This window comes from Xanthomonas sp. fls2-241-TYG-148 (assembly GCF_030208815.1).
GTDB lineage: Bacteria > Pseudomonadota > Gammaproteobacteria > Xanthomonadales > Xanthomonadaceae > Xanthomonas > Xanthomonas campestris.
The window spans coordinates 19,149-39,929 of record NZ_JARVTE010000007.1 but is presented as its reverse complement, the minus strand read 5'-3'; the positions used below and the strand labels follow the sequence as shown (position 1 = coordinate 39,929).

At 66.5% G+C, this 20,781-nt stretch carries 17 protein-coding genes and 1 other RNA gene; 13 read left to right on the top strand and 5 right to left on the bottom strand.

What is annotated here, in order from left to right:
- Positions 1-69 precede the first annotated feature (69 nt).
- The 10 genes from QRM60_RS10305 (at position 70) to QRM60_RS10260 (ending at position 11,327) form a co-directional block, all read left to right on the top strand.
- Positions 70-891, top strand: coding sequence for a 2-keto-4-pentenoate hydratase (locus QRM60_RS10305; protein ID WP_285446135.1), 822 nt, complete (start codon positions 70-72; stop codon positions 889-891).
- A 36-nt stretch (positions 892-927) separates the two neighbouring features.
- Positions 928-1,926: a TRAP transporter substrate-binding protein gene (locus QRM60_RS10300; RefSeq protein WP_011035404.1), complete on the top strand. Its 999-nt coding sequence runs from the start codon at positions 928-930 to the stop codon at positions 1,924-1,926.
- 10 nt (positions 1,927-1,936) lie between these two features.
- Positions 1,937-2,458: a TRAP transporter small permease gene (locus QRM60_RS10295; RefSeq protein WP_161960236.1), complete on the top strand. Its 522-nt coding sequence runs from the start codon at positions 1,937-1,939 to the stop codon at positions 2,456-2,458.
- A complete protein-coding gene (locus QRM60_RS10290; protein WP_005989684.1) occupies positions 2,458-3,741 on the top strand; it encodes a TRAP transporter large permease in 1,284 nt (427 codons plus the stop codon). The genes QRM60_RS10295 and QRM60_RS10290 overlap by 1 nt, the downstream gene beginning before the upstream one ends.
- A gap of 98 nt (positions 3,742-3,839) precedes the next feature.
- Positions 3,840-5,420 (top strand): family 43 glycosylhydrolase, encoded by a 1,581-nt coding sequence (locus QRM60_RS10285; protein ID WP_274341401.1) that lies wholly within the window; start codon positions 3,840-3,842, stop codon positions 5,418-5,420.
- Between the two features lie 140 nt (positions 5,421-5,560).
- Complete coding sequence (locus tag QRM60_RS10280) at positions 5,561-6,619, top strand: LacI family DNA-binding transcriptional regulator (protein ID WP_042596642.1); 1,059 nt, start codon at positions 5,561-5,563, stop codon at positions 6,617-6,619.
- 870 nt (positions 6,620-7,489) lie between these two features.
- On the top strand, positions 7,490-8,344 hold the full coding sequence (gene kduI / locus QRM60_RS10275; RefSeq protein ID WP_285446134.1) for a 5-dehydro-4-deoxy-D-glucuronate isomerase: 855 nt from the start codon (positions 7,490-7,492) through the stop codon (positions 8,342-8,344).
- Positions 8,345-8,419: 75 nt separating this feature from the next.
- On the top strand, positions 8,420-9,175 hold the full coding sequence (kduD, locus tag QRM60_RS10270) for a 2-dehydro-3-deoxy-D-gluconate 5-dehydrogenase KduD (RefSeq protein ID WP_011035409.1): 756 nt from the start codon (positions 8,420-8,422) through the stop codon (positions 9,173-9,175).
- Between the two features lie 157 nt (positions 9,176-9,332).
- Positions 9,333-9,995, top strand: coding sequence for an RpiB/LacA/LacB family sugar-phosphate isomerase (locus QRM60_RS10265; RefSeq protein ID WP_076037498.1), 663 nt, complete (start codon positions 9,333-9,335; stop codon positions 9,993-9,995).
- Between the two features lie 213 nt (positions 9,996-10,208).
- A complete protein-coding gene (locus tag QRM60_RS10260; RefSeq protein ID WP_285446133.1) occupies positions 10,209-11,327 on the top strand; it encodes a GDSL-type esterase/lipase family protein in 1,119 nt (372 codons plus the stop codon).
- 258 nt (positions 11,328-11,585) lie between these two features.
- On the opposite strand, the gene QRM60_RS10255 is transcribed toward QRM60_RS10260, so the two are convergent.
- Together QRM60_RS10255 and phhA are read right to left on the bottom strand one after the other, a co-directional pair.
- Positions 11,586-12,230: a DUF4375 domain-containing protein gene (locus QRM60_RS10255; RefSeq protein WP_042596648.1), complete on the bottom strand. Its 645-nt coding sequence runs from the start codon at positions 12,228-12,230 to the stop codon at positions 11,586-11,588.
- Positions 12,231-12,640: 410 nt separating this feature from the next.
- The gene (gene phhA / locus QRM60_RS10250; RefSeq protein ID WP_285446132.1) at positions 12,641-13,531 is read right to left on the bottom strand and encodes a phenylalanine 4-monooxygenase; all 891 of its coding nucleotides are present in this window, start codon (positions 13,529-13,531) and stop codon (positions 12,641-12,643) included.
- Positions 13,532-13,658: 127 nt separating this feature from the next.
- Between phhA and QRM60_RS10245 the strand changes: the two genes are divergently transcribed.
- From QRM60_RS10245 to QRM60_RS10235, 3 genes are all read left to right on the top strand, one after another.
- Positions 13,659-14,141, top strand: coding sequence for an Lrp/AsnC family transcriptional regulator (locus QRM60_RS10245; protein WP_230433723.1), 483 nt, complete (start codon positions 13,659-13,661; stop codon positions 14,139-14,141).
- A gap of 261 nt (positions 14,142-14,402) precedes the next feature.
- Positions 14,403-16,619, top strand: a complete 2,217-nt coding sequence (locus QRM60_RS10240) for a TonB-dependent siderophore receptor (protein WP_285446131.1) — start codon at positions 14,403-14,405, stop codon at positions 16,617-16,619.
- Between the two features lie 173 nt (positions 16,620-16,792).
- Positions 16,793-16,867, top strand: a non-coding RNA gene (locus QRM60_RS10235) — sX9 sRNA.
- Between the two features lie 305 nt (positions 16,868-17,172).
- Here the strand turns inward: QRM60_RS10235 and QRM60_RS10230 are convergent.
- The 3 genes from QRM60_RS10230 to QRM60_RS10220 all read right to left on the bottom strand — a co-directional run bounded on the left by QRM60_RS10230 (position 17,173) and on the right by QRM60_RS10220 (position 20,676).
- A complete protein-coding gene (locus QRM60_RS10230) occupies positions 17,173-18,210 on the bottom strand; it encodes a patatin-like phospholipase family protein (RefSeq protein ID WP_115557081.1) in 1,038 nt (345 codons plus the stop codon).
- A gap of 340 nt (positions 18,211-18,550) precedes the next feature.
- Positions 18,551-19,567, bottom strand: a complete 1,017-nt coding sequence (locus QRM60_RS10225; RefSeq protein WP_115557080.1) for a TIGR00266 family protein — start codon at positions 19,565-19,567, stop codon at positions 18,551-18,553.
- A 272-nt stretch (positions 19,568-19,839) separates the two neighbouring features.
- A complete protein-coding gene (locus QRM60_RS10220; RefSeq protein WP_285446130.1) occupies positions 19,840-20,676 on the bottom strand; it encodes an ATP-binding cassette domain-containing protein in 837 nt (278 codons plus the stop codon).
- Positions 20,677-20,781: the final 105 nt, after the last annotated feature.

The window sequence follows — 20,781 nt, the reverse complement described above, 5'->3', positions numbered from 1 at the left end:
TTACCATATACAGCACACCGTGCCGCTGTCGATTGGCAGTGCAACAAAACATCCATCAGGGAGACACCCTTGAGCAACGACGCCGCCACCCCGCCTTCGTCCACGTCCACGCTGTCCAAGATTGCCCAGCGCTTCGTGGAGGCCCGCCGTGCAGGCGCGTCGCTGCCCGACTTTCCAGGGGAAATCCCCGACGATCTGGTGACTGCCTACCAGGTGCAGGACATCGCCATCAGCCAGTGGGACGACCAGGTGGTCGGCTGGAAGGTGGGCTATATCGCCGCCGAGCGCCGCGACCACTCCGGCGACGAGCGCCTGCTGGGGCCGATCTTCGCCAACAAGCTGTGGAATGCCACCGGTGGTACAACCGAGTTCCCGATCTACGAAGGCGGCTTTGGCGCGGTGGAAGCGGAGTACGTGCTGATGCTCGACGCCGATGCCCCGGCCGAGCAGACCCACTTCACCCCGGAGCAGGCCGCCCATGTGCCGGCCACATTGTTCATTGGCGTGGAGATCGCCAGCAGCCCGCTGGCCACCATCAACAAGCTGGGCCCGCGCGTGGTGGTCTCGGATTTCGGCAATAACAACGGGCTGATCCTGGGGCCGGAAATCACCGACTGGCTGGACCGTGACGAAGCTTCGCTGACCGCGCAGACCCTGATCGACGACCAGGTGGTGGGCACGGGTGGCGCCACCACGCTGCCCGGCGGGTTGCGTGCGGCCTACGCTTTTGCGCTCAGCCGTTCGGCTCAGCGCGGGCGCCCGCTCAAGCGCGGTGATCTCATCGCCACGGGCAATGCCACCGGTATCCATGATATCGAAGTGGGACAGCGCGCCCTGATTCGCTTTGCCGGCTTCGGCGACATTTCCTGTACGGCTGTGTCCGCCAAATAACGCGGATGCAGTGACCAGACGCTTGGGAGGGCGCCAATGATCACTCGCAGACATTTCCTCGGTGCCGGGCTCGGCGCCGCCGCCGCCAGTCCTTGGCTTGGCGCCGGTGCCACCACACCGATTCCCGGCGGGCAGCTGCTGACCGCCACCGACGTGCACGTGGGCGACTACCCCACCGTGGAAGCGGTGCGCTGGTTCGGCAAGCAGCTCGAAGCACGCACCAATGGCCGGCTGAAGCTGCGCCAGTACCACTCCGGCCAGCTGGGCCGCGAGTCCGAGGCGATCGACATGGCGCGCTTTGGCGCCATCGACATCACCCGCGTGTACTCCGGTGCGTTGAACAACACCTTTCCGCTGACCCAGGCACTGTGCCTGCCGTACGTGTTCGACTCGGTGCCGCATCTGCGCCGCGCCATCGACGGCCATGTCGGCGACAGCGTGTTGCGCAGCTTCGAACAGCGCGATCTGGTCGGCCTGGCCATCTACGATTCCGGCGCGCGCTGCTTTTACAACACCAAGCATCCGCTGCACCGTCCGGAAGATCTCAAGGGCCTGAAGTTGCGCGTGGCCTCTTCGGACATCTTCCTCAAGCTGATGCGCATGCTGGGCGCAAACCCCACGCCAATGTCGCTGGGCGAGACGTTCTCGGCGATGGAAACGCACATGATCGACGGTGCGGAAAACAACATGCGCAGCTTCCAGTCCAGCCGCCATTTCGAAGCGGCGCGCTACTGGTCGCAGAGCGAGCATTCGTACGCGCCGGACATCCTGGTGATGTCGCGCAAGAGCTTCGAATCGCTGAGCCCGGCCGACCGTGGCCTGGTGGTGGAACTGGCGCGTGCGTCGGTACCGGTGATGCGCACGCTGTGGGATGCCTCCGAGGCCACCGCGCGGCAGCAGGTGATCGATTACGGCGTCAAGCTCAATCAAGTCGACATGCCGGCGTTCCGCGCCGCCGCCGCGCCGCTGCTGGCTGAGTACCGGCGGCAGCCGGAGATCGAAGCGCTGTACCGCCGCATCCGCGATTTTGCATAGAGGTGACCCGATGACCGAACCCGCATCCGTCAACGTGCCGGTCGCGCCATTGCAGCGCGCGCTGGACCGCGTTTCCAACTTCGCCATCGGCGTGGCAGCCATTGCGCTGCTTGGCCTGGTGGTCGTGCAGGGCTGGCAGGTGTTCACCCGCTACGTGCTCAACGACTCGCCCAGCTGGACCGAGCCGGTAACGCTGCTGTTGCTCAGCACCGCGCTGAGCCTGGCCGCCGCCGCCGGGGTGCATACCAACCGCCATTTCGGCTTCTATCTGCTCGGCGAACACATGCCGCCGCTGGTGCGCCGCGTGTTCGACGTGATTCGCCCGGTGATGATCATCGCCATCGGCGCGGTGCTGGCTTGGTGGAGTGCGGTCCTGTTGCTGGACGGGCTGGACATCAAGATGGCCGGCGCGCAGATGCCGCAGAGCATCAACTACCTGCCGCTGTCCATTGGCGGTGCGCTGATGGTGGTGTTTGCCTTGTACAAGTTGTGGCGTGTGCTGCGCCCGATCCACACCGGAGGAGTGCGCTGATGGGCATCGCCATGTTGTTGGGAACCTTTGTGGTGCTGCTGCTGATCGGCGTGCCGGTGGCCTACGCCTTGGGCGCGGCGGCACTGGCCACGTTGCTGTATCTGGACCTGCCCACGGTGGTGCTGGTGCAGCAGATTTCCGCCGGTAGCGGCTCGGCGTCGTTGATTGCGATTCCGCTGTTTATCTTTGCCGGCGAGCTGATGCTGCGTGGTGGCATTTCCGAACGCCTGATCGCGCTGGCGTCATCGCTGGTGGGGCGTGTGCGCGGTGGGCTGGGCCAGGTCAGCGTGCTGTCGTCGCTGTTCTTCGGCGGCGTGTCCGGCTCGGCGATTGCCGATGTCTCGGCGGTTGGCGGCACGATGATTCCGCAGATGATCAAGCGCGGCTACGACCGCGATTACGCGGTGAACGTGAGCATGACCGCCGCGCTGGTGGCGTTGCTGGTGCCGCCTTCGCACAACCTGATCCTGTTCTCGGCCGCGGCCGGCGGTGGCTTGTCGATCGCCGATCTGTTCGCGGCCGGCATCGTGCCTGCGTTGCTGATGACCGCCGCCATGATGGTCACCGGCTATGCGGTGGCGCGCCATCGCGGCTACGGCACCGAGCCGTTCCCGGGTTGGCGTGCGGTGGCCTTGCGCCTGTTCGGCGCACTGCCGGGCCTGGGCTTGGTGGCGCTGATCTTCATCGGTATCCGCGCCGGCATCTTCACCGCGGTGGAGAGTGCGGCCATCGCCGTGGTGTATGCGTTGATCGTCACCGCATTGCTGTATCGGCAGTTGCGCTGGGCCGAGTTCTTCGCGGCGGTGACGCATGCTGCGCGCACCACCGGCGTGATCCTGTTCGTGATCGCCACCGCGGCGGTGTTCGGCTGGTTGCTTGCGTACCTGCAGGTGCCGGCGGCGGCGGTGAAGTTCCTGCAGGCCATTGCCGACAGCAAGAACACCGTGCTGCTGATGATCGTGGTGATGCTGCTGCTGCTGGGCATGTTCATGGACCTGGCGCCGAAGATCCTGATCTGTACGCCGATCTTCCTGCCGGTGGTCAAGGCCTACGGTATCGACCCGATCCACTTCGGTCTGGTGATGGTGCTGGCCGGCGGTATCGGTTTGATCACCCCGCCGATCGGCTCGGTGTTGTTCATTGGTACCTCGATTGGCGAAATCACCGTGGCCCAAAGCATGCGCACCATCTGGCCGTTCTGGCTGGCAGCGTTGTGCGTGTTGCTGATCGTGGCGTTCTTCCCGGAGCTGTCGCTCTGGTTGCCCAGGGCACTGCGCGCGTAAGCGCCAGTGCCGGCGGGAGTCTCCCGCCTTCATCCAGCGGCCGGCGCTCCAGGTGCCGGCCGCTGCATCGCCCCGCACACCGGGGACAAGGAGAGAGCATGCGGTTTCGAACCACCCCCCTGGCCCTGCGTTGGCTGACCACCGGGCTGCTGCTGTGCGCCAGCCTGGCCACCGCCGCCGACTGGAAGCGCGGCATCGAGCACCAGCGCATCGCCGACCAAGGCAATGGCACCTTCCTCAACCCGGTCTTGGCCGGCGACCATCCCGACCCGTCGGTGCTCAAGGACGGGCAGGACTACTACCTCACGCTGTCTTCGTTCGACGCCTACCCGGGCCTGCCGATCTGGCATTCGCGCGATCTGGTCAACTGGCAGCCGCTGGGCCATGCCATCACCCAGAACGTCGGCGCGATCTGGGCGCCGGACCTGATCAAGCACGGCAAGCGCTACTACATCTATTTCCCGGCGCGGCGTGGCGACCAGGGTGAGCGCAGCAACTTCGTGGTGTGGGCCGATGACATCAAGGGCCCGTGGAGCAAGCCGATCGACATCGGCCTGGGCAAATACATCGACCCCGGCCACGCCGTGGGCGAAGACGGCAAGCGCTACCTGTTCCTGAGTGGCGGCGACTATGTGCAGCTGTCCGACGACGGGCTGAAGGTGGTCGGCACGCCCAAGCACGTCTACGACGGCTGGAAATACCCGGAAAGCTGGGACGTGGAAGGCTATGCCCAGGAAGGCCCCAAGATCACCCGCCATAACGGCTGGTACTACATGACCACCGCGGTGGGCGGCACCGCCGGCCCGCCGACCGGGCACATGGTGATCACCGCGCGCTCGCGCTCGATCCACGGCCCCTGGCAGAACGCACCCAACAACCCGATCACCCGTACCAAGAGCGCCGACGAGCCGTGGTGGTCGCGTGGCCACGCCACCTTGGTGGAAGGCACCGATCAGCGCTGGTGGATGCTCTACCACGGCTACGAGCACGGCTTCTGGACGCTGGGCCGGCAGGCCTTGCTCGACCCCATCGAGTGGACGCCTGATGGCTGGTTCGTGGCCAAGGGCGGCGACCTCGGCACCCCGTTGAAAAAGCCCAGCGGCCAGGCCCTGCCGCACGGCCTGGCATTGTCGGACGACTTCCGCGCCGCAACGCTTGGCCCGCAGTGGTCATTCTTCAACCCGGCCGCCGACGAGGCCAAGCGCCTGCAGGTGGGCGATGGCGTGCTGCGCCTGCAGGGCAAGGGCAGCGCGCCGCGCGATGCCTCGCCGCTGACAGTGATCGCCACCGACCAGGCCTACCAGTTCGAGGTGCAGATGACCGTGGCACCGGGCGGGCAGGGCGGGGCGCTGCTGTTCTACAGCGACAAGCTCTACGCCGGGGTGGGCAGCAATGGCGAACACTTCGTCATGCACCGCTACGGCGAGGAACGCCCGGCCAAGCTGGCACCCAGCAGCAAGGGCGGCGCACTGTGGCTGCGCGTCACCAATAACCGCCACATCGTCACCATCCACACCAGCACCGACGGCACCAGCTGGACCAAGTACCCGGTGCAGATGGAAGTGTCCGGCTACCACCACAACGTGGCCGGCAAGTTCCTGGCACTGAAACCGGCGTTGTACGCCGCCGGGCAGGGCCAGGTGGAGTTCCGCAACTTCCGCTACCGCGCTCTGGACTGACCGTTCTGCATCGCCAGGCATGCCGCGGCGCCACTGGCCGCGGCCCGCCACAGGGTGCGAAACGGGACATCGGCAGGCTCCGCTAGGGCCTGCTGGCCCGCTGGCCGGTAGAATCCAATCAACTCGAACGGTTGACCGCTATGCCCGCCCGCAAGAATCCCGAAGAGGGAATGCCCGGCCTGCCGAAGGGCAAGGTAGCAACGATCAACGACATCGCGCGGATGTCGGGCGTGTCCAAGAAGACCGTCTCGCGGATCATCAACAACTCGCCGCTGGTGCGGCAGGACACCCGCGAGAAGGTCGAGGCGCTGATGCGCGAGGTGGGCTACGCGCCCGACCCGCTCGCCCGCGGGCTGGCGTTCCGGCGCTCGTTCCTGATCGGCATGGTCTACGACAACCCCACCGCCCAGTACATCGTGGACATGCAGTACGGCGCGCTGGACGCCTTGCGCGGCTCCAGCTTCGAGCTGGTGGTGCACCCCTGCGACAGCCGCAGCCCGGGCTATATCGAAGGTGTGCGCCGGTTTGCCCAGGCGCAGAAGCTGCACGGGGTGATCCTGGTGCCGCGTGCCTCCGAGGACCAGGCGCTGGCCGACATGCTGGCCGAGATCGGTTGCCGCTACACCCGCATCGCCTCGATCGCGCTGGACACCACCTCGCAGACGGTGATCACCCACGACCGCGACGGCGCGGCCGAGGCGGCCGACTACCTGCTCTCGCTTGGCCACCGCGACATCGCCCTGGTCACCGGCCCCAGCGCCTACCGCTCCTCGATCGAGCGCACCGCCGGCTTTGCCGACGCCTTGACCCGGCGTGGTATCGAACTGCCGCCCGAGCGCATCGTGGAAGCCGGCTACACCTTCGAATCGGGCGTGGCCGCGGCCGAAAAGCTGCTGCTGGGCAAAAAGCGCCCCACCGCCATCTTCACCGGTAACGACGAAATGGCCGCCGGTATCTACAAGGTCGCCCTACGCGCCGGCATCAGCATCCCGCGCCAGCTGTCGGTGATTGGCTATGACGACAGCTCGCTGGCCTCGCGCCTGTGGCCGCCGCTGACTTCGGTGCGCCGCCACACCCGCGACACCGGCCGCACCGCCGCCGCCATGCTGATCCAGCCCGACAACGCCCCGCAGCTACCCACCGCCAGCGTGCGCCCGCACCTGATCGTGCGCGACTCCTGCCAACCGCCGGAAGATTGAGGGAGATCAAAGCCTAGGGAGGGACGCCAAGCAAAGCAAAGCGCTGGCGATTCACTTGTGACGGCGCGTGGCGACGCGTTGGTCATGGCAGGCGTTGGCAATCCACCGAGGCGCACCCAACACTGCGCGCCGCCCAGTACCCTCATCCGGCGCTACGCGCCACCTTCTCCCGAGGGGAGAAGAAATCAAAGCCCCTCTCCCTCCGGGAGAGGGGTTGGGGTGAGGGTACGGCGGCAGACCGCCATCTGAGAAGGCTCAGCCATGAGCTCAGGTGGGAGGCCAGAAGCCTCCCCCGACCAAGCCAAGCCGTGCCCCAACACTGCGCGCCGCCTCGCACCCTCATCCGGCGCTACGCGCCACCTTCTCCCGAGGGGAGAAGGGAATGGCCCCTCTCCCTCCGGGGCGAGAAGGCACGGCTCACGCGCCATGGGCGCGCGTGCCTTCGAGCGCCCGCGGCGCACGCGCGGGCCGGGGCGCGGAGCGGGGGTTGGGGTGAGGGTACGGCGGCAGACCGCCATCTGAGAAAGCTCAGTCATGAGCTCAGGTAGGAGGCGCAGAAGCCTCCCCCGGCCAAACCAAGCCATGCACCCGACATAGCGCGCCGCCTCGCACCCTCATCCGGCGCTACGCGCCACCTTCTCCCCAGGGGAGAAGGAATCAAAGCCCCTCTCCCTTCGGGAGAGGGGTTGGGGTGAGGGTAGGGCGGCAGACCGCCATCTGAGGAAGCTCAGCCATGAGTTCAGGTAGGAGGCGCAGCCGCCAGCCCCACGCGCCGCTTTCGTGCACTGCGCAATGACACCGGTTTACCAGAGCCGTTAGAATGGCGTGGTGCGGGCTTTCATTCCCCCTCGCTTGCCACCGGAGATGCGCATGTCCCTCTATTGCAAGACCCACTACGCCACCCATCCGGACGCCCTCAAGGGCGCCAGCAACGACACCCTGCGCGAGCTCTACCTGCTCGACGGCCTGTTCGTCGCCGATGCGGTGACCCTCAAATACACCCATTACGAGCGCTTCGTGCTCGGTGGCGCCGCCCCGGTCGGCAAGACGCTGGAACTGCCCAAGCAGACCGAGCCCGCCTCGGCGGCCGGCCACCCGTTCCTGGAACGGCGCGAGCTGGGCGTCATCAATGTCGGCGCCGGCACCGGCACCGTCACCGTGGACGGCACCGCCTACACGCTCGGGCCCAAGGACGGCCTGTACGTGGCGATGGGCAGCACCGAGGTGAGCTTTGCGTCTGCCGATGCCGCCAACCCGGCGCAGTTCTATCTGGCCTCGACCCCGGCGCATGCGCGCTTCGAGACCAAGCAGTTGTCGATCAAGGACGCGGTGGCACTGGAGCGCGGCGCGCTGGAAACCAGCAACGAGCGCACCATCTACCAGTACATCGTGCCGGCCACCTGCCAGTCTTCGCAGCTGCTGCTGGGCCTGACCGTGCTCAAGCCGGGCAGCGTCTGGAACACCATGCCGCCGCATCTGCACGACCGCCGCAGCGAGGTGTATTTCTACTTCGATCTGGGCGCCAGCGACCGTGTGTATCACTTCATGGGCGAGCCCGACGCGCAGCGCCACATCGTGATGCAGAACAACGAAGCGGTGGTGTCGCCGCCGTGGTCGATCCACATGGGCGCCGGCACCAGCAACTACGCCTTCATCTGGGCGATGGGTGGCGAAAACCTCGATTACACCGACATGCACGTGCTGGATATCTGCCAGCTCAAGTAATGCCCCGCCGCCGCGCCAACGGGTGCGGCGGCTCCATCATCGAACGCGGCATGCCGCATCTGGAGCGATAAGGTAATGAGCAATCCGTTCAGTCTCGAAGGCAAGGTCGCACTGGTCACCGGTGCCAACACTGGCCTGGGCCAGGGCATCGCGCTGGCACTGGCAGAGGCGGGCGCCGACATCGCCGCCGCCGGCATCCAGGCACCGACCGAGACCGAAGAAAAGGTCAAGGCGATGGGCCGCCGCTTCGTCGCCATCGAAGCCAACCTGATCAGCATCGAGCCGGTGCAGCGCATCCTCGACGAAACCCTTGCCGGCCTGGGCCGTCTGGACATCCTGGTCAACAATGCCGGCCTGATCCGCCGCACCGATGCGGTGGATTTCAGCGAGCAGGATTGGGACGACGTGATGAACGTCAACCTGAAATCGGCGTTCTTCATGTCGCAGGCCGCCGGCCGCCACTTCATCACGCAGGGCAGCGGCAAGATCATCAACATCGCCTCGATGCTGTCGTTCCAGGGCGGCATCCGCGTGCCGTCCTACACCGCCAGCAAGTCCGGCATCGCCGGCATCACCCGCCTGCTGGCCAACGAGTGGGGCAGCAAGGGCGTGACCGCCAACGCCATCGCTCCGGGCTACATGGCCACCGACAACACCGCGCAGCTGCGTGCCGACCAGGACCGCAACAAGTCCATCCTGGACCGCATCCCGGCCGCGCGCTGGGGTGTGCCGGCCGACCTCGGCGGCGCGGCGGTGTTCCTGGCCAGCAGCGCCTCGGACTACGTCAACGGCGCGATCATCCCGGTCGACGGCGGCTGGCTGGCGCGCTGAAAAATGCGTCGTTTCCTTCTCCCTCCGGGAGAAGGTGCCCGCAGGGCGGATGAGGGTCGGTATGCACGCGCACAAACCCGACATGCATGACGTCCGCCACGCAAGCACGCATCAACCACATTCCAACCAACTTCCCCAACGAAATCGGAGCATTCCCATGAAAATCGCACTCATGAATGAGTTTAGCCAGGCCGCCAAGAACCCGGTGATCCTGCAGCAGCTCAACGACGTCGCCAGCGAGCAGGGCCATGACGTGTTCAACGTCGGCATGGACGGCGACAACGACCACCGCCTGACCTACATCCACCTGGGCATCGTCGCCAGCCTGCTGCTCAACGCCAAGGCCGTGGACTTCGTGGTCGCCGGCTGCGGCACCGGCCAGGGCGCGATGATGTCGCTCAACGCACACCCGGGCGTGTTCTGCGGCTACTGCATCGAGCCGACCGACGCCTACCTGTTCGCGCAGGTCAACAACGGCAACGCGTTGTCGCTGGCGTTCGCCAAGGGCTACGGCTGGGGCGCGGAAATCAACGTGCGCTACATCTTCGAAAAGGCCTTCAGCGGCGAGCGTGGCCTGGGCTACCCGGCCGAGCGTCGCGAATCGCAGGCCGCCAACGCCGGCATCCTGACCCAGGTCAAGCAGGCCACCGCCAAGTCCTACCTGGACGGCCTGCGCGCGATCGACCCGGAGCTGATCAAGCAGGCGATCGGCGGTGCGCGCTTCCAGCAGTGCTTCTTCGACAACGCCCAGGACGCGGAGATCCGCAGCTTCGTCGCCGGCGTACTGGGCAAGCCGGAAGCCGCTGCCGCAGCTGCTTAACTAGCCCCGCAGCGCTAAAGCCCCTCTCCCGCCGGGAGAGGGGTTGGGGTGAGGGTACGGCGGAAGACAGCAACTCCAAACGAAGAAAGCTTGAGACGACGGCAGTACCGTCCAACATTTCCAATGCAGTCGCACCCTCATCCGCCCTTCGGGCACCTTCTCCCGATGGGAGAAGGGACACCGCGCTGTCCTAAACACTCTTCCGGAGCCACCATGCGTCTGCTTCTCTTCGCATCGTTGCTGCTGCTCTTGGCAAACATCGCCAGCGCCAATCCAAACCACATCTTCATCGCCGGTGATTCCACCGCCGCCGAGTACGGCCCGGATCGCGCACCGCAAGCTGGCTGGGGCCAGATGCTGCAAGGCTGGTTCGACCCGGCGCAGTGGCAGGTCTACAACCACGCCAAGGGTGGGCGCAGCACACGCAGCTTCATCGCCGAAGGGCGGCTGGATGCCATCGCCAAGGACATCCGTGCCGGCGACGTGCTGCTGATCCAGTTCGGCCACAACGACGCCAAGCGCGAAGACGCCACGCGTTACACCGATCCGCAAGGTGACTACCAGCAGTTCCTGCGCCGCTTTATTGCCACCGCGCGCGACAAAGGCGCCACGCCGATCCTGATCACCCCGGCCGCACGCTTGCTCTACGACTTCGGCGCACTGCTCGACACCCACGGCCGCTACACCCTGGCCATGCAGCAACTGGCCGCGCAGGAGCAGGTGGGCCTGATCGATCTCAACGCCAGCTCCAGCGACTGGATCCGCGCGCTCGGCGAACAGGCGGCCAAACCGTATTTCCTGTTCGTGCCCGAACAAGGCAAGACCGATGGCACCCACTTCAGCCAGGCCGGCGCCACCGCCATTGCGTGCCTGGTCGTGCACGGCTGGGTGCAACTGCAGCCGGCGCTGAAACCCCAGCTCCGCCGCGATGCCGATTGCGGCGCGGCGCCGGACACCGCCGCTCGCCGCGCGGCGCAGGCGCATCCCTCGCTGGTGGTGCATGAGCGCGATCTGCCGCGCAGCCAACCCGGCCCACATGGCGGTGCCGGCCCCACCACCGCTTATCCGTTCTTTGCCGACGCGCCGGAGCTGAAGTTCGTGCTGCGCAAGCGCGTGCTGCACAAGGGCGCCGGCATCGGCCTGCATCTGCACGACAAGGACGAGATCTACTACGTCGTCAGCGGCCGCGGCCTGTACGCGCTGGATGGCAAACAGTACGCAGTGAGCGCCGGCGATGCACTGCTCACCCGCCCCGGCAGCACGCATGCGCTGCAGCAAGTGGGCGAGGAAGATCTGGTGATCCTGCTGACGTATCTGGCTGCCAAATCCTGAGGCACTGTGTTGCCGAGGCACTGTGCAGTGCGGTGCACGGCTCGATGACGCGATGCGTTGCTGAAAAGAATGCGCCGTTCGCCGAGCACGCAGCGCGTGTACGTTGTTACCGCGTTACCGCGTTGCAAGTTGCAAGTTGCAAGTTGTGGCGTTGCATGTCGCGCAGCCGAGGTCATCAAGCGCAGGCGGTGCAGTGCGGCCACTGGACTGCCACATCGAAGTGGCCTGCGGCGCTGTTCAATCGTCACCGCAACTGCCTCAGGCCTTGTCCACCCCGTAGTGGATCAACCCCAGCCGCGCCAGCGCGCTGGACTGGCGGTAATACACCTCTTCCCAGCCATCCACGCGCTGGCGGTCGGTTTCGCTCATCGCATCGAGAATGTCTTCGATGCTGAGCAGGTCCGGGTCTTCTTCGAGCCGCTCGAACACTGCGCCCAGGCCATCGATCGCCTGGCGCACCTGGCTTGCACCGATCGCGGTGAGCGCCTGCAGCGCGCAGCTGCGGGTCAGCGCATCCCAGTGGTCGAAGTAGCGCGCGTAGCCGCTGTCGCTCATGTCCGCGTCCAGGCGGGCCAATGCCACCAGCTCGCGTTCGCCCGGCGTCAGCGCATCGAAGCGCCCGCGCACCGCCACCAGCCGTGCCTGTGCGCGTGCGGTGCGTCGGCGCCACAACAGCATCGGCATGTTGAGCAGCCCCTGCGCGCTGGGCGGCGCCACGGCGGGCCAGTTCACGCCATGGCTGTCGTCGGTGAGTTGCCACTGCGCGCGCTGCGCTGGCGTGGCCTTGGCCAGCAGCCGCTGCGCCTGGATCGGCTCGTCGATGCGCATGCCGTTGTCCAGCGTAAACAGCAGGCGCGTGTCGTCCAGCTCCAAGCGCCGGATGCGGAGGTGCGTCAGGTCCATGGGCAGCAACGGTGTGGGGAATCCCGACCTTAGTGCGGGCCGGCGGTGCTGTCGAGTCGGTGCGCCGAGGTCGAGCGCGCTTGCGGTGTTTCGACCTGCTTGAACAATGCTGTGGTTAGCAGGCGATCCGCCACCGGTCGACCCGTGCAGGGAATGTGGAGTGGGCGCGTGGTACAGGGGAAAACACCAACGTTGGTGCACGTGCCGACTCCTATCGACACCGAAGCACTTCTCGCAGCTGGCAGCGCTTGCAGCAATGCGGTGCACCGGCGACGCATGCAGCGCGTCTAGCTCGCCTCAGGTAGGCGCTTCCTGCGCAAGAGTGCAGGCGCTAGCACGCCATCATCACCGGCTGCGAATCAGCGCAAGCGCCACCACACCAGGCCGAACACGCCAGCGCCACCATCCCCTCACACGTCGCCATCGCGGCTCCAGCCCTCGCCGCTGCCGCGCTGCAGGACCTGGTCGGTTGCCAGCACCTCGCCGGCCGGCACCTGCGGCTGTTGCGCCAGCGCGGCATAGAGCGGGGTGAAGTCCGGGGCGGTGGCCTCCATCAGCTGCGCAAAGCTGTCGATGACGAAGTAGGTCTTCTGGAAACTGTCGATGCGATAGCGCGTGCGCATCACCCGCTGCAGATCGAAGCCCACCCGGTTCGGCGCCGCCGATTCCAGCGAATGCAGCGATTCGCCCTTGGACGAGACGATGCCCGCGCCGTAGATGCGCAGCCCCTGCGGCGTGGCAATCAGCCCGAATTCCACCGTGTACCAGTACAGCCGGGTGAGATTCTGCAACGCGTCCGGGCCAATCCCGTGCGCCTTGACGCCACCGCGCCCGTAGGCCTGCATGAAGTCGGCAAACAGCGGATTCATCAACAGCGGCACGTGCCCGAACAGGTCATGGAACAGGTCTGGTTCGGCGATGTAGTCGATCTGGTCCGGCCGACGGATCCACCAGGTCACCGGGAAGCGCCGGTTGGCCAGATGATCGAAGAAATCCAGCTCCGGCAGCAGCCCTTCCACACCGACCAGCGTCCAGCCGGTAGTCGCCTGCAGCACCGCGTTGAGCGCGTCGAAGCGCGGAATCTGGGTGTCGTCCATGCCCATCGCGTCCTGCGCCTGCAGGAACTCATCGCAGGCCCGCCCGACCAGCAGCGTGCGCTGCCGCCGGTACAAGGTGCCCCAGGTGGCGTGGTCGTCGGCGCTGTAACCATCCCACGGCTGCTCCACCACCGCGGTGGTGTAGACCGGCACATAGCCCTTGTCGGTGAGCTGGTTCTCGACGCGGCGCGGCGCAGTGTTCATGCGGTGTGGTTCCCGAAACGGATGGCTTCACCTTAGCTAACTGACCACGCAACGGGATTGCGAATGTTGCGGACCGGTGGCCGTTCGACGCAAGATTCGTGCGTCATCCCTTGCTGCTGCGCAACATATGGATCAGCCAATCGCCCTGGACCGCACCGATCTGCGCCTGCTCGCGCTGCTGCAGACGCAGGGGCGCAGCAGCAACGCCGAGCTGGCCGCGCAGGTCAATCTCTCGGCCTCGGCCTGCCTGCGGCGCACCCAGCGGCTGGAAGCGGCCGGCATCATCGCCGGCTATGGCGCGCGCCTGGATTCGCGCGCGCTGGGCCTGGGCCTGCAGGCCTTCGTGCGGGTGCAGCTGGAACAGCATGGCCAGCCGGACATCGAGCACTTCGCCGCCGGCGTGCGCGGCTGGGACGAGGTCGTGGCCTGCTGGGCGCTCACCGGCGACATGGATTACCTGCTGCAGGTGCAGGTGCGCGACCTGGAGCATTTCTCGCGGTTTTTGCTGGACCGCCTGCTCAACGCCACCGGCGTGTCGGATGTGAATTCCAGCTTCGTGCTGCGCACGGTGAAGGCCCCGGAAGGCTTGCCGCTCTCGCATCTGGCGTAAGCGCGTAGGGGCTTAGACCGCGGGGTTGCCAGGGGCGTCCTCGCGCCAGCGAGCGCGGCACAGCGCCGCACCCGGTTCCGTGCGCTTGCTCAACAAACGATAACGATTTACATTTGCATAACACTGGCAGCGTCCAGCCGTGTCCCCCGTCGAACCGCCAGCCCACCGGGCCAGCCAGCTTGTCGTCCGGGTGGATGCCGACGCGTGCCTGCCGCTTCCTGTCACTGACGCGCCGCGTCTGCCCGATCGATGAGACCCCCGATGCCTGCCAAGACCCTTCCTCTGGCCACGCTGTCCGCTGCGCTGCTGTGCGCATTGACGATGACGCCCGCCGCCGCGCGTGCCGCCGACCTGGCCGATGCCGATGCCAACGCCAAGACGCTGGACGCGGTGAGCGTCAACGGCACGGTGAGCCGCGCGCAGCCGGCCACCACCACGCGCCTGCCGCTGACCCTGCAGGAAACCCCGCAGTCGGTGAGTGTGATCGGGCTGCAGCGGCTGGAAGACGAGTCGCTCTTCAGCATCGACGACGTGATGCGCAACGTCACCGGCGTCAACGTGTCGTTCTACGACACTCAGCGCCCGCTGTATTTCGCGCGCGGCTTCCAGATCACCGACTTCCAGGTCGACGGCCTGCCCACCTATAGCGGCGCGACCAATCAGGAATACGACACCGTCTTCTATGACCGCATCGAAGTGATCCGCGGCGCCAATGGCCTGCTCACCGGCGCGGGCATTCCCTCGGCCACGGTCAACCTGCTGCGCAAGCGGCCCGGCAAGGAGTTTGATGCCTCGTTCGCGGTGAGCGCGGGCACCTGGGATTTCCGCCGCATGCAGGCCGACGTCAACGCACCGCTGACCAGCGACGGGCGTTGGCGCAGCCGCGTGGTGGCGGCCTGGCAGGACCGCGATTACTACTACGACCGCTACCACGACACCAAAATGTCCGGCATGGCGGTGCTGGAAGGCGACCTGACCGAGAGCACCACTCTCACCGTTGGCTATCAGCGCCAGGACAACGCCCCGGTCGGTTCGACCTGGGGCACGGTGCCGTTCTTTGCCGCCGATGGCACGCTGGCCAATCTATCCCGCTCGACCAATCTGGCACCGGAGTGGACGCGCTGGCAGCGCGAAACCAGCACCGCGTTCGCCAACCTGGAACAACGCATCGGCGAGGACTGGTTGCTGCGCGTCAACGCCGCGCACACCAAGGGCAACGTGCAGAGCCTGCGTGTGTACGGCACCGGGTATCCGGCTGCCGACGGCAGCGGCATGTTCCTGCGCACCGGTGTGGGCGAGACCGAAGACACCCGCGACAGCGTGGATGTGTATCTGTCCGGCGGTTTCTCGCTGTTCGGGCGGCAGCACGATGTGGTGGTGGGCGGCAGCTGGCAGGATCTGCAATCCACTTCGTACGGCGTGGCGCAGACCTATCCGGACGACTGGGCCACCTGCCCCAACGCCTTTGGTCCGCCCGAACGCTGCTATTTCATTCCCAACATCCGCAACTGGGACGGCAATGCGTCCGAAGTGACCTACGCACGCAACGGCCGGCGGAGCGAGGGGCGCACCACCCAGCGCGGCGTGTATGCCTCCACGCGGTTCCGCCTGGCCGACCCGCTGTCGTTGATCGCCGGCGCACGCCTGAGTTCGTGGGAAACCCGCACCCAGGCCTTCAATACCAGCGGCACCTACACCGGCACCAGCGGTCGCTACGAAGTGAGCGATGAAGTCACCCCGTACGTGGGCCTGATGTACGACATCGTGCCGGATGTATCGGTGTACGCCAGCTACACGGAAATCTTCAACCCGCAGAACTACCGCGACAAGGACAACAACCTGCTCGCGCCGGTGGAAGGTTCCAACCTGGAAGCCGGCATCAAGACGCAATTGCTCGACGGCCATGCGATGGCCACTGCCGCCGTGTTCGAGGCCAAGCAGGACAACTTTGCCGTGCGCGACATGACCCAACCGGAGTCCTCGCTGCCGGACGGCAATTCCGCCTACATCGGTGTCAACGGCACCAAGAGCCGCGGTTGGGAAATGGACTTCAACGGCGAGGTGCTGCCCGGCTGGACCATCAATGCCGGCTACACCCACGTCAAGGTCACCCGCGCGCCTACGGATGCGATCTACGCCAACCTGCCGGAGGACTATTTGCAGCTGTCCACCCAGGTGCGCCTGCCAGGCGCGTGGGACCGGCTGAGTATCGGTGGCGGGGTGAGCTGGCAGAGCGCGGTCCGCGGCTTCAACATTGCGCGCCCCACCGGCGATGGCAGCGGCGCCACCACCCCGGTGACCGTGGTGCAGAACCCGTATGCGCTGGTGCATTTCAACGCCAACTACCGCATCAGCGAGCAATGGACCGCCACGCTGGCGGTGCGCAACGCCTTTGACAAGACCTACTGGGCCAACCTGGATTACCAGAACTACGGCGAGCCGCGGTTTGTCAGCGTGTCGCTGCGTTGGCGGTATTGAGGCGTTGCGGTTGATGTTGCGGGGTCATCGGTAACGCATCGCGGCCAAGGCCGCTCCTACAGGGGCGGCCTTGCGGCTGTTGCAGGTGTGCCAACGGCGCGCATTGCCCTAAGAGCAGCTATCAAAACGACTGCGCAGCCGCCAGGCGGGCGCGGCCGGTGCTCGGAATCGGCATGTACCCACGTACATTCCGGTTCCTCCGCGCCGTCCGCACCCACCTGACGACTGCTCGCTACGTTTTGTTAGCCGCTCTAATAACGCGCCGGCTGTCGTAGGAGCGGCCTAGGCCGCGAAGCCGTCCCGACACACCATCACCACACCCGGAACCGCCGTGCCGTTGTAGGAGCGGCCTTGGCCGCGACTGCGTTCCGCCACACGTGCTGTTCTTCAACGCGCATTTCCACACACGCATGTCATATCACTCACAGCCGTCGATCGCCTCTCGCCAAAACGGCGCACATCAAATCAGTGCACCAGCACATCAAATCAGCGCACCACACTGATCGGCCTGTAACACGACCCACGCGCATCTACATCCGCACCAACACGCGCATCAAGGCGCCACGCATTCCTCATCCTTGCCGCGCAACCTCTGCCAACGCGAGCGTTCTTCCAGGCAGCGCTTGTACGCCTCCTGCTTTGCCGCCTTGGCCTGTTCGGCCGCACTGCGGGTGGCGCTGCTGCGCTGCGCCTGCAACTGCGCGATCTTGGCGCGGATCTGCGGCATCACCGCCATTGCCGCGCGTTCGCCCTCCAGGATTGCGGCGCCGCGCTGGTTGAAATCAGCCGAGCCGATGTCGTTGACCTTGGGGCGGATCACCACGTCGGCGCGCTTGAGTTCGGCCTCGCCCAGGCGCTGGCCCATGATCGAGATCGACTGGTTGACCGTGCCCAGCAAATCGCCGGGATTCTTGCCGCTGGCCTTGCTGGAAATATCCACCGCCACCACGAATTCGGCGCCGAGCTGGCGCGCCGCATCCACCGGCACCGGGCTGACCACACCGCCGTCCACATAGTGGTACTGGCCGATGGTCACCGGCTCGAACACGCCGGGAATGCTGCTGGAGGCGCGCACCGCCTGGCCGGCATTGCCACGCACGAACACCGTGCGCTCGCCGTCTTCCAGCCGCGTGGCGACCGCGGCGAATGGCTTGCGCAGTTTGTCGATCGGCTTGCCGCCGAGCTGTTCGTTGACGTAGTCCTGCAGCTTCTGGCCCTGCACCAGGCCACCGGAGAACAAGCGCACGTCGCGGATGCTGGTCTGGTCCAGCGCCACGGCCTTTTCCTGCATCTGGAAGGCGTCCATGCCGCTGGCGTACAGCGCGCCCACCACGCTACCGGCGCTGGTGCCCGACACCACCACCGGTGCAAACCCGTTGGCTTCCAGCATCTTGATCACGCCGATATGCGCAAAGCCCTTGGCCGCACCGCCGCCGAGCGCGACGCCGATCTTCACCGGCTTGGGCGCAGTGGCAGACGGCGCCTGCACCACCGGCGCGGGCGTGGCGGGACGCGGTTCGCCACCACAGGCCGAAAGCAGGCCGATCAGCGACAGCAAGGCAAGGGAGCGTGGGCGACGGAGCGCAGTCATGGCGACGGAAACGTAGGTGGAAAGGCGAGGGAGAATACACGCGCACCCCCCAACGCCGCGCGTCCCATTGGTCTTCTCGGCAGCCGGGCTGTGTCAGGGATGTAGCACGGAGCGCGCTGCCACCTGCGTGGCGACGGGCCTTCGGGAGCAATCACTGTGTCGCCGCGTGCCTTTACCCGCCCGCGGCGTCGCGCGCGTGCCTGCAGGCGCTCCGGAGCGCGCACGGCAATCGTGCGTAGACCGCGCCGCATCAGCGCCGCAGCAGAACGCTTCGGTTAACCGCGGCTGGTGCGTTTACGGCAACGCGTCGCACCAGCCGCGGTCAACCAGTCTGCTTCGATCAGAACCGGTTGTCGCCATCCAGCAAGCGGCCCAGTCCACCCAGCACCGACCCTTCGCCGCGTTGTTGGCCACCGGCTTGCGGGGCGGCCTGCAGCATGCGGCCGGCCATGCGCGAGAACGGCAGCGATTGCATCCACACCTTGCCCGGGCCGGTGAGGGTGGCCAGGAACACGCCTTCGCCGCCGAAGAACATGCTCTTCAGGCCGGCGATGCGGCGCACGTCCATGTCCACGCTGGCGTGGTAGGCCACCACACAGCCGGTGTCCACGTCGATGCGTTCGCCCGGCGCCAGGTCGCGTTCCACCACGGTGCCGCCGGCATGCACGAACACCCAGCCGTCGCCTTCGAGTTTCTGCATGATGAATCCCTCGCCACCGAACAGGCCGGTGAGGATCTTGCGCTGGAAGGCGATACCCAGCGATACGCCGCGCGCACCCGCCAGGAAGCTGTCTTTCTGGCAGATCAGGCGGCCGCCGTGTTCGGACAGCCGCAACGCCAACACGGTGCCGGGGTAGGGCGCGGCGAACGCCACCTTGGCCTTGCCGCTGCCGGCGTGCGTGAACACGGTGGTGAACATGCTTTCACCGGTCACCACACGCTTGCCGGCCGAGAGCAACTTGCCCATCAGCCCGCCACTGCTGCCGCCCTGGCCATCGTGCGAGCCATCGCCGAACACGGTGTCCATCTGCACCGCGGCGTCCTTGTACATCAGCGCACCGGCTTCGGCGATGGCGCTCTCGCCCGGGTCCAGTTCGACCTCGACGAACTGCATGTCGTTGCCGACGATGCGGTAATCGATCTCGTCCGCGCGTGCGGCGCCTGTGCCGCTCAACGGCGGCGGCATGCTGCCGGCGCCCTGCAATTCGGCCAGCTGGCGGGCGGGTGTCCAGCCGTCGAGGCCGTCGCGCCAGGCCAGCGCGTCGGGCTGGCGCTGCGCATGCGCGCGGGCGCTGGCGTCATCAAGCGGGCCGATCCGGTCGGCCTGTCCGGGAATATGGAAATACCACTGTGCCATCGGGACGACTCCTGTCTGCGGTGCGCCGAGTCTAAGCGCAGCGGCCGGCCCGCTGTCCCCTGCCCAACGTCATGGCGCGGCGCACCGGTTGGGCAGGGTTGGGGCGCCGCTTCGGGCAGACATGCACGACCCGCCGCGTGCACATTGCCGCCGCCAACGCGCATGGCACGGCCGCCAGCTCAGCCCGCGCATCGCACTGCACCGCACACCTTAGAGCGGAAACAAAACGTAACGCCCGCCTGGCGGCTGCGCAGTTGTTTTGATCGCTGCGCTTAGTCAGCGCCCACCGTCGCCCAGTAGCGCTCGCCATCGCGTTGCACCCGCACCGGGCCATCGAATGCCGCCGACAAACGGTCGTCGGTGAGCATGTCCGCGCGGCTGCCATCGGCCAGGACACTGCCAGCGCGCAGCAGGATCACCCGGTCGATCTCCGGCACGATTTCCTCGATGTGGTGGGTCACCAGCACCAGCGTGATGCCTTGCTGGGCGAGGTGACGCATGCTGTCGAGCAGGTGCTGCCGCGCCACCAGATCCAGGCCGGTGGATGGTTCGTCCAGCAGCAGCGCCTGTGGCCGATTGACCAGCGCACGCGCGATCAGCACACGCCGTGTTTCGCCGGCCGACAGCTCCGCGTACGGGCGCTCCAGCAACGGCAATGCACGCACCAGCGCCAGTGCTTCGCGTGCACGGGCGCGCATGTCGTCGCTGATCTCGCGGTGCGGCGGCACCACATAGCTGGCGAAAAACCCGGAGAGCACGGCGCTTTCCACATCCAGCTCGGGCATCTGCGCCAGGTTGCCGCTGAGATCGCCGGTGACGATACCCAGATGCGCGCGCAGGCGGTCCACCTGCCAGCGTGTCTGCCCCAGCACCTTCACCGCGGGCTGGCCATCGCCACGCGCCAGCGGATACAACTCGCGCGTGATCAATTTGATGAAGGAGGATTTGCCGCAGCCGTTCGGGCCCAGGATGGCAGTGTGCTGGCCCAGCGCGATGCGCAGGCGTAAGGCGTGCAGCACGCGCACCTGGCCGCGGATCACGCTGGCCTGGTCGAGCTCGATCAGTGGCGGGGCATCGGGTGTGGCGGAGGAGTCGACGGCAACAGACATGCAGGTGGGATCGGGTAACGGTAAGGAAACGAGACGTGTGAACCGCTTTAGGAATGTAGGAGGCACCCTACGCATCCGAAGGGTGAAGTTTGCCGCCATCGCCCC

Bases quoted from the DNA above. Each gene is read 5' to 3' on its own strand.
- QRM60_RS10255 (WP_042596648.1), bottom strand. From the start codon at position 12,230: ATGGACCTGACGCACCTCCGCATCCGGCGCTTGGAGCTGGACGACACG.
- QRM60_RS10230 (WP_115557081.1), bottom strand. From the start codon at position 18,210: ATGACTGCGCTCCGTCGCCCACGCTCCCTTGCCTTGCTGTCGCTGATC.
- QRM60_RS10285 (WP_274341401.1), top strand. From the start codon at position 3,840: ATGCGGTTTCGAACCACCCCCCTGGCCCTGCGTTGGCTGACCACCGGG.
- kduI (WP_285446134.1), top strand. From the start codon at position 7,490: ATGTCCCTCTATTGCAAGACCCACTACGCCACCCATCCGGACGCCCTC.
- QRM60_RS10300 (WP_011035404.1), top strand. From the start codon at position 928: ATGATCACTCGCAGACATTTCCTCGGTGCCGGGCTCGGCGCCGCCGCC.
- QRM60_RS10225 (WP_115557080.1), bottom strand. From the start codon at position 19,567: ATGGCACAGTGGTATTTCCATATTCCCGGACAGGCCGACCGGATCGGC.
- kduD (WP_011035409.1), top strand. From the start codon at position 8,420: ATGAGCAATCCGTTCAGTCTCGAAGGCAAGGTCGCACTGGTCACCGGT.
- QRM60_RS10295 (WP_161960236.1), top strand. From the start codon at position 1,937: ATGACCGAACCCGCATCCGTCAACGTGCCGGTCGCGCCATTGCAGCGC.
- QRM60_RS10240 (WP_285446131.1), top strand. From the start codon at position 14,403: ATGCCTGCCAAGACCCTTCCTCTGGCCACGCTGTCCGCTGCGCTGCTG.
- QRM60_RS10265 (WP_076037498.1), top strand. From the start codon at position 9,333: ATGAAAATCGCACTCATGAATGAGTTTAGCCAGGCCGCCAAGAACCCG.
- QRM60_RS10245 (WP_230433723.1), top strand. From the start codon at position 13,659: ATGGATCAGCCAATCGCCCTGGACCGCACCGATCTGCGCCTGCTCGCG.
- QRM60_RS10260 (WP_285446133.1), top strand. From the start codon at position 10,209: ATGCGTCTGCTTCTCTTCGCATCGTTGCTGCTGCTCTTGGCAAACATC.
- phhA (WP_285446132.1), bottom strand. From the start codon at position 13,531: ATGAACACTGCGCCGCGCCGCGTCGAGAACCAGCTCACCGACAAGGGC.
- QRM60_RS10280 (WP_042596642.1), top strand. From the start codon at position 5,561: ATGCCCGCCCGCAAGAATCCCGAAGAGGGAATGCCCGGCCTGCCGAAG.
- QRM60_RS10220 (WP_285446130.1), bottom strand. From the start codon at position 20,676: ATGTCTGTTGCCGTCGACTCCTCCGCCACACCCGATGCCCCGCCACTG.
- QRM60_RS10290 (WP_005989684.1), top strand. From the start codon at position 2,458: ATGGGCATCGCCATGTTGTTGGGAACCTTTGTGGTGCTGCTGCTGATC.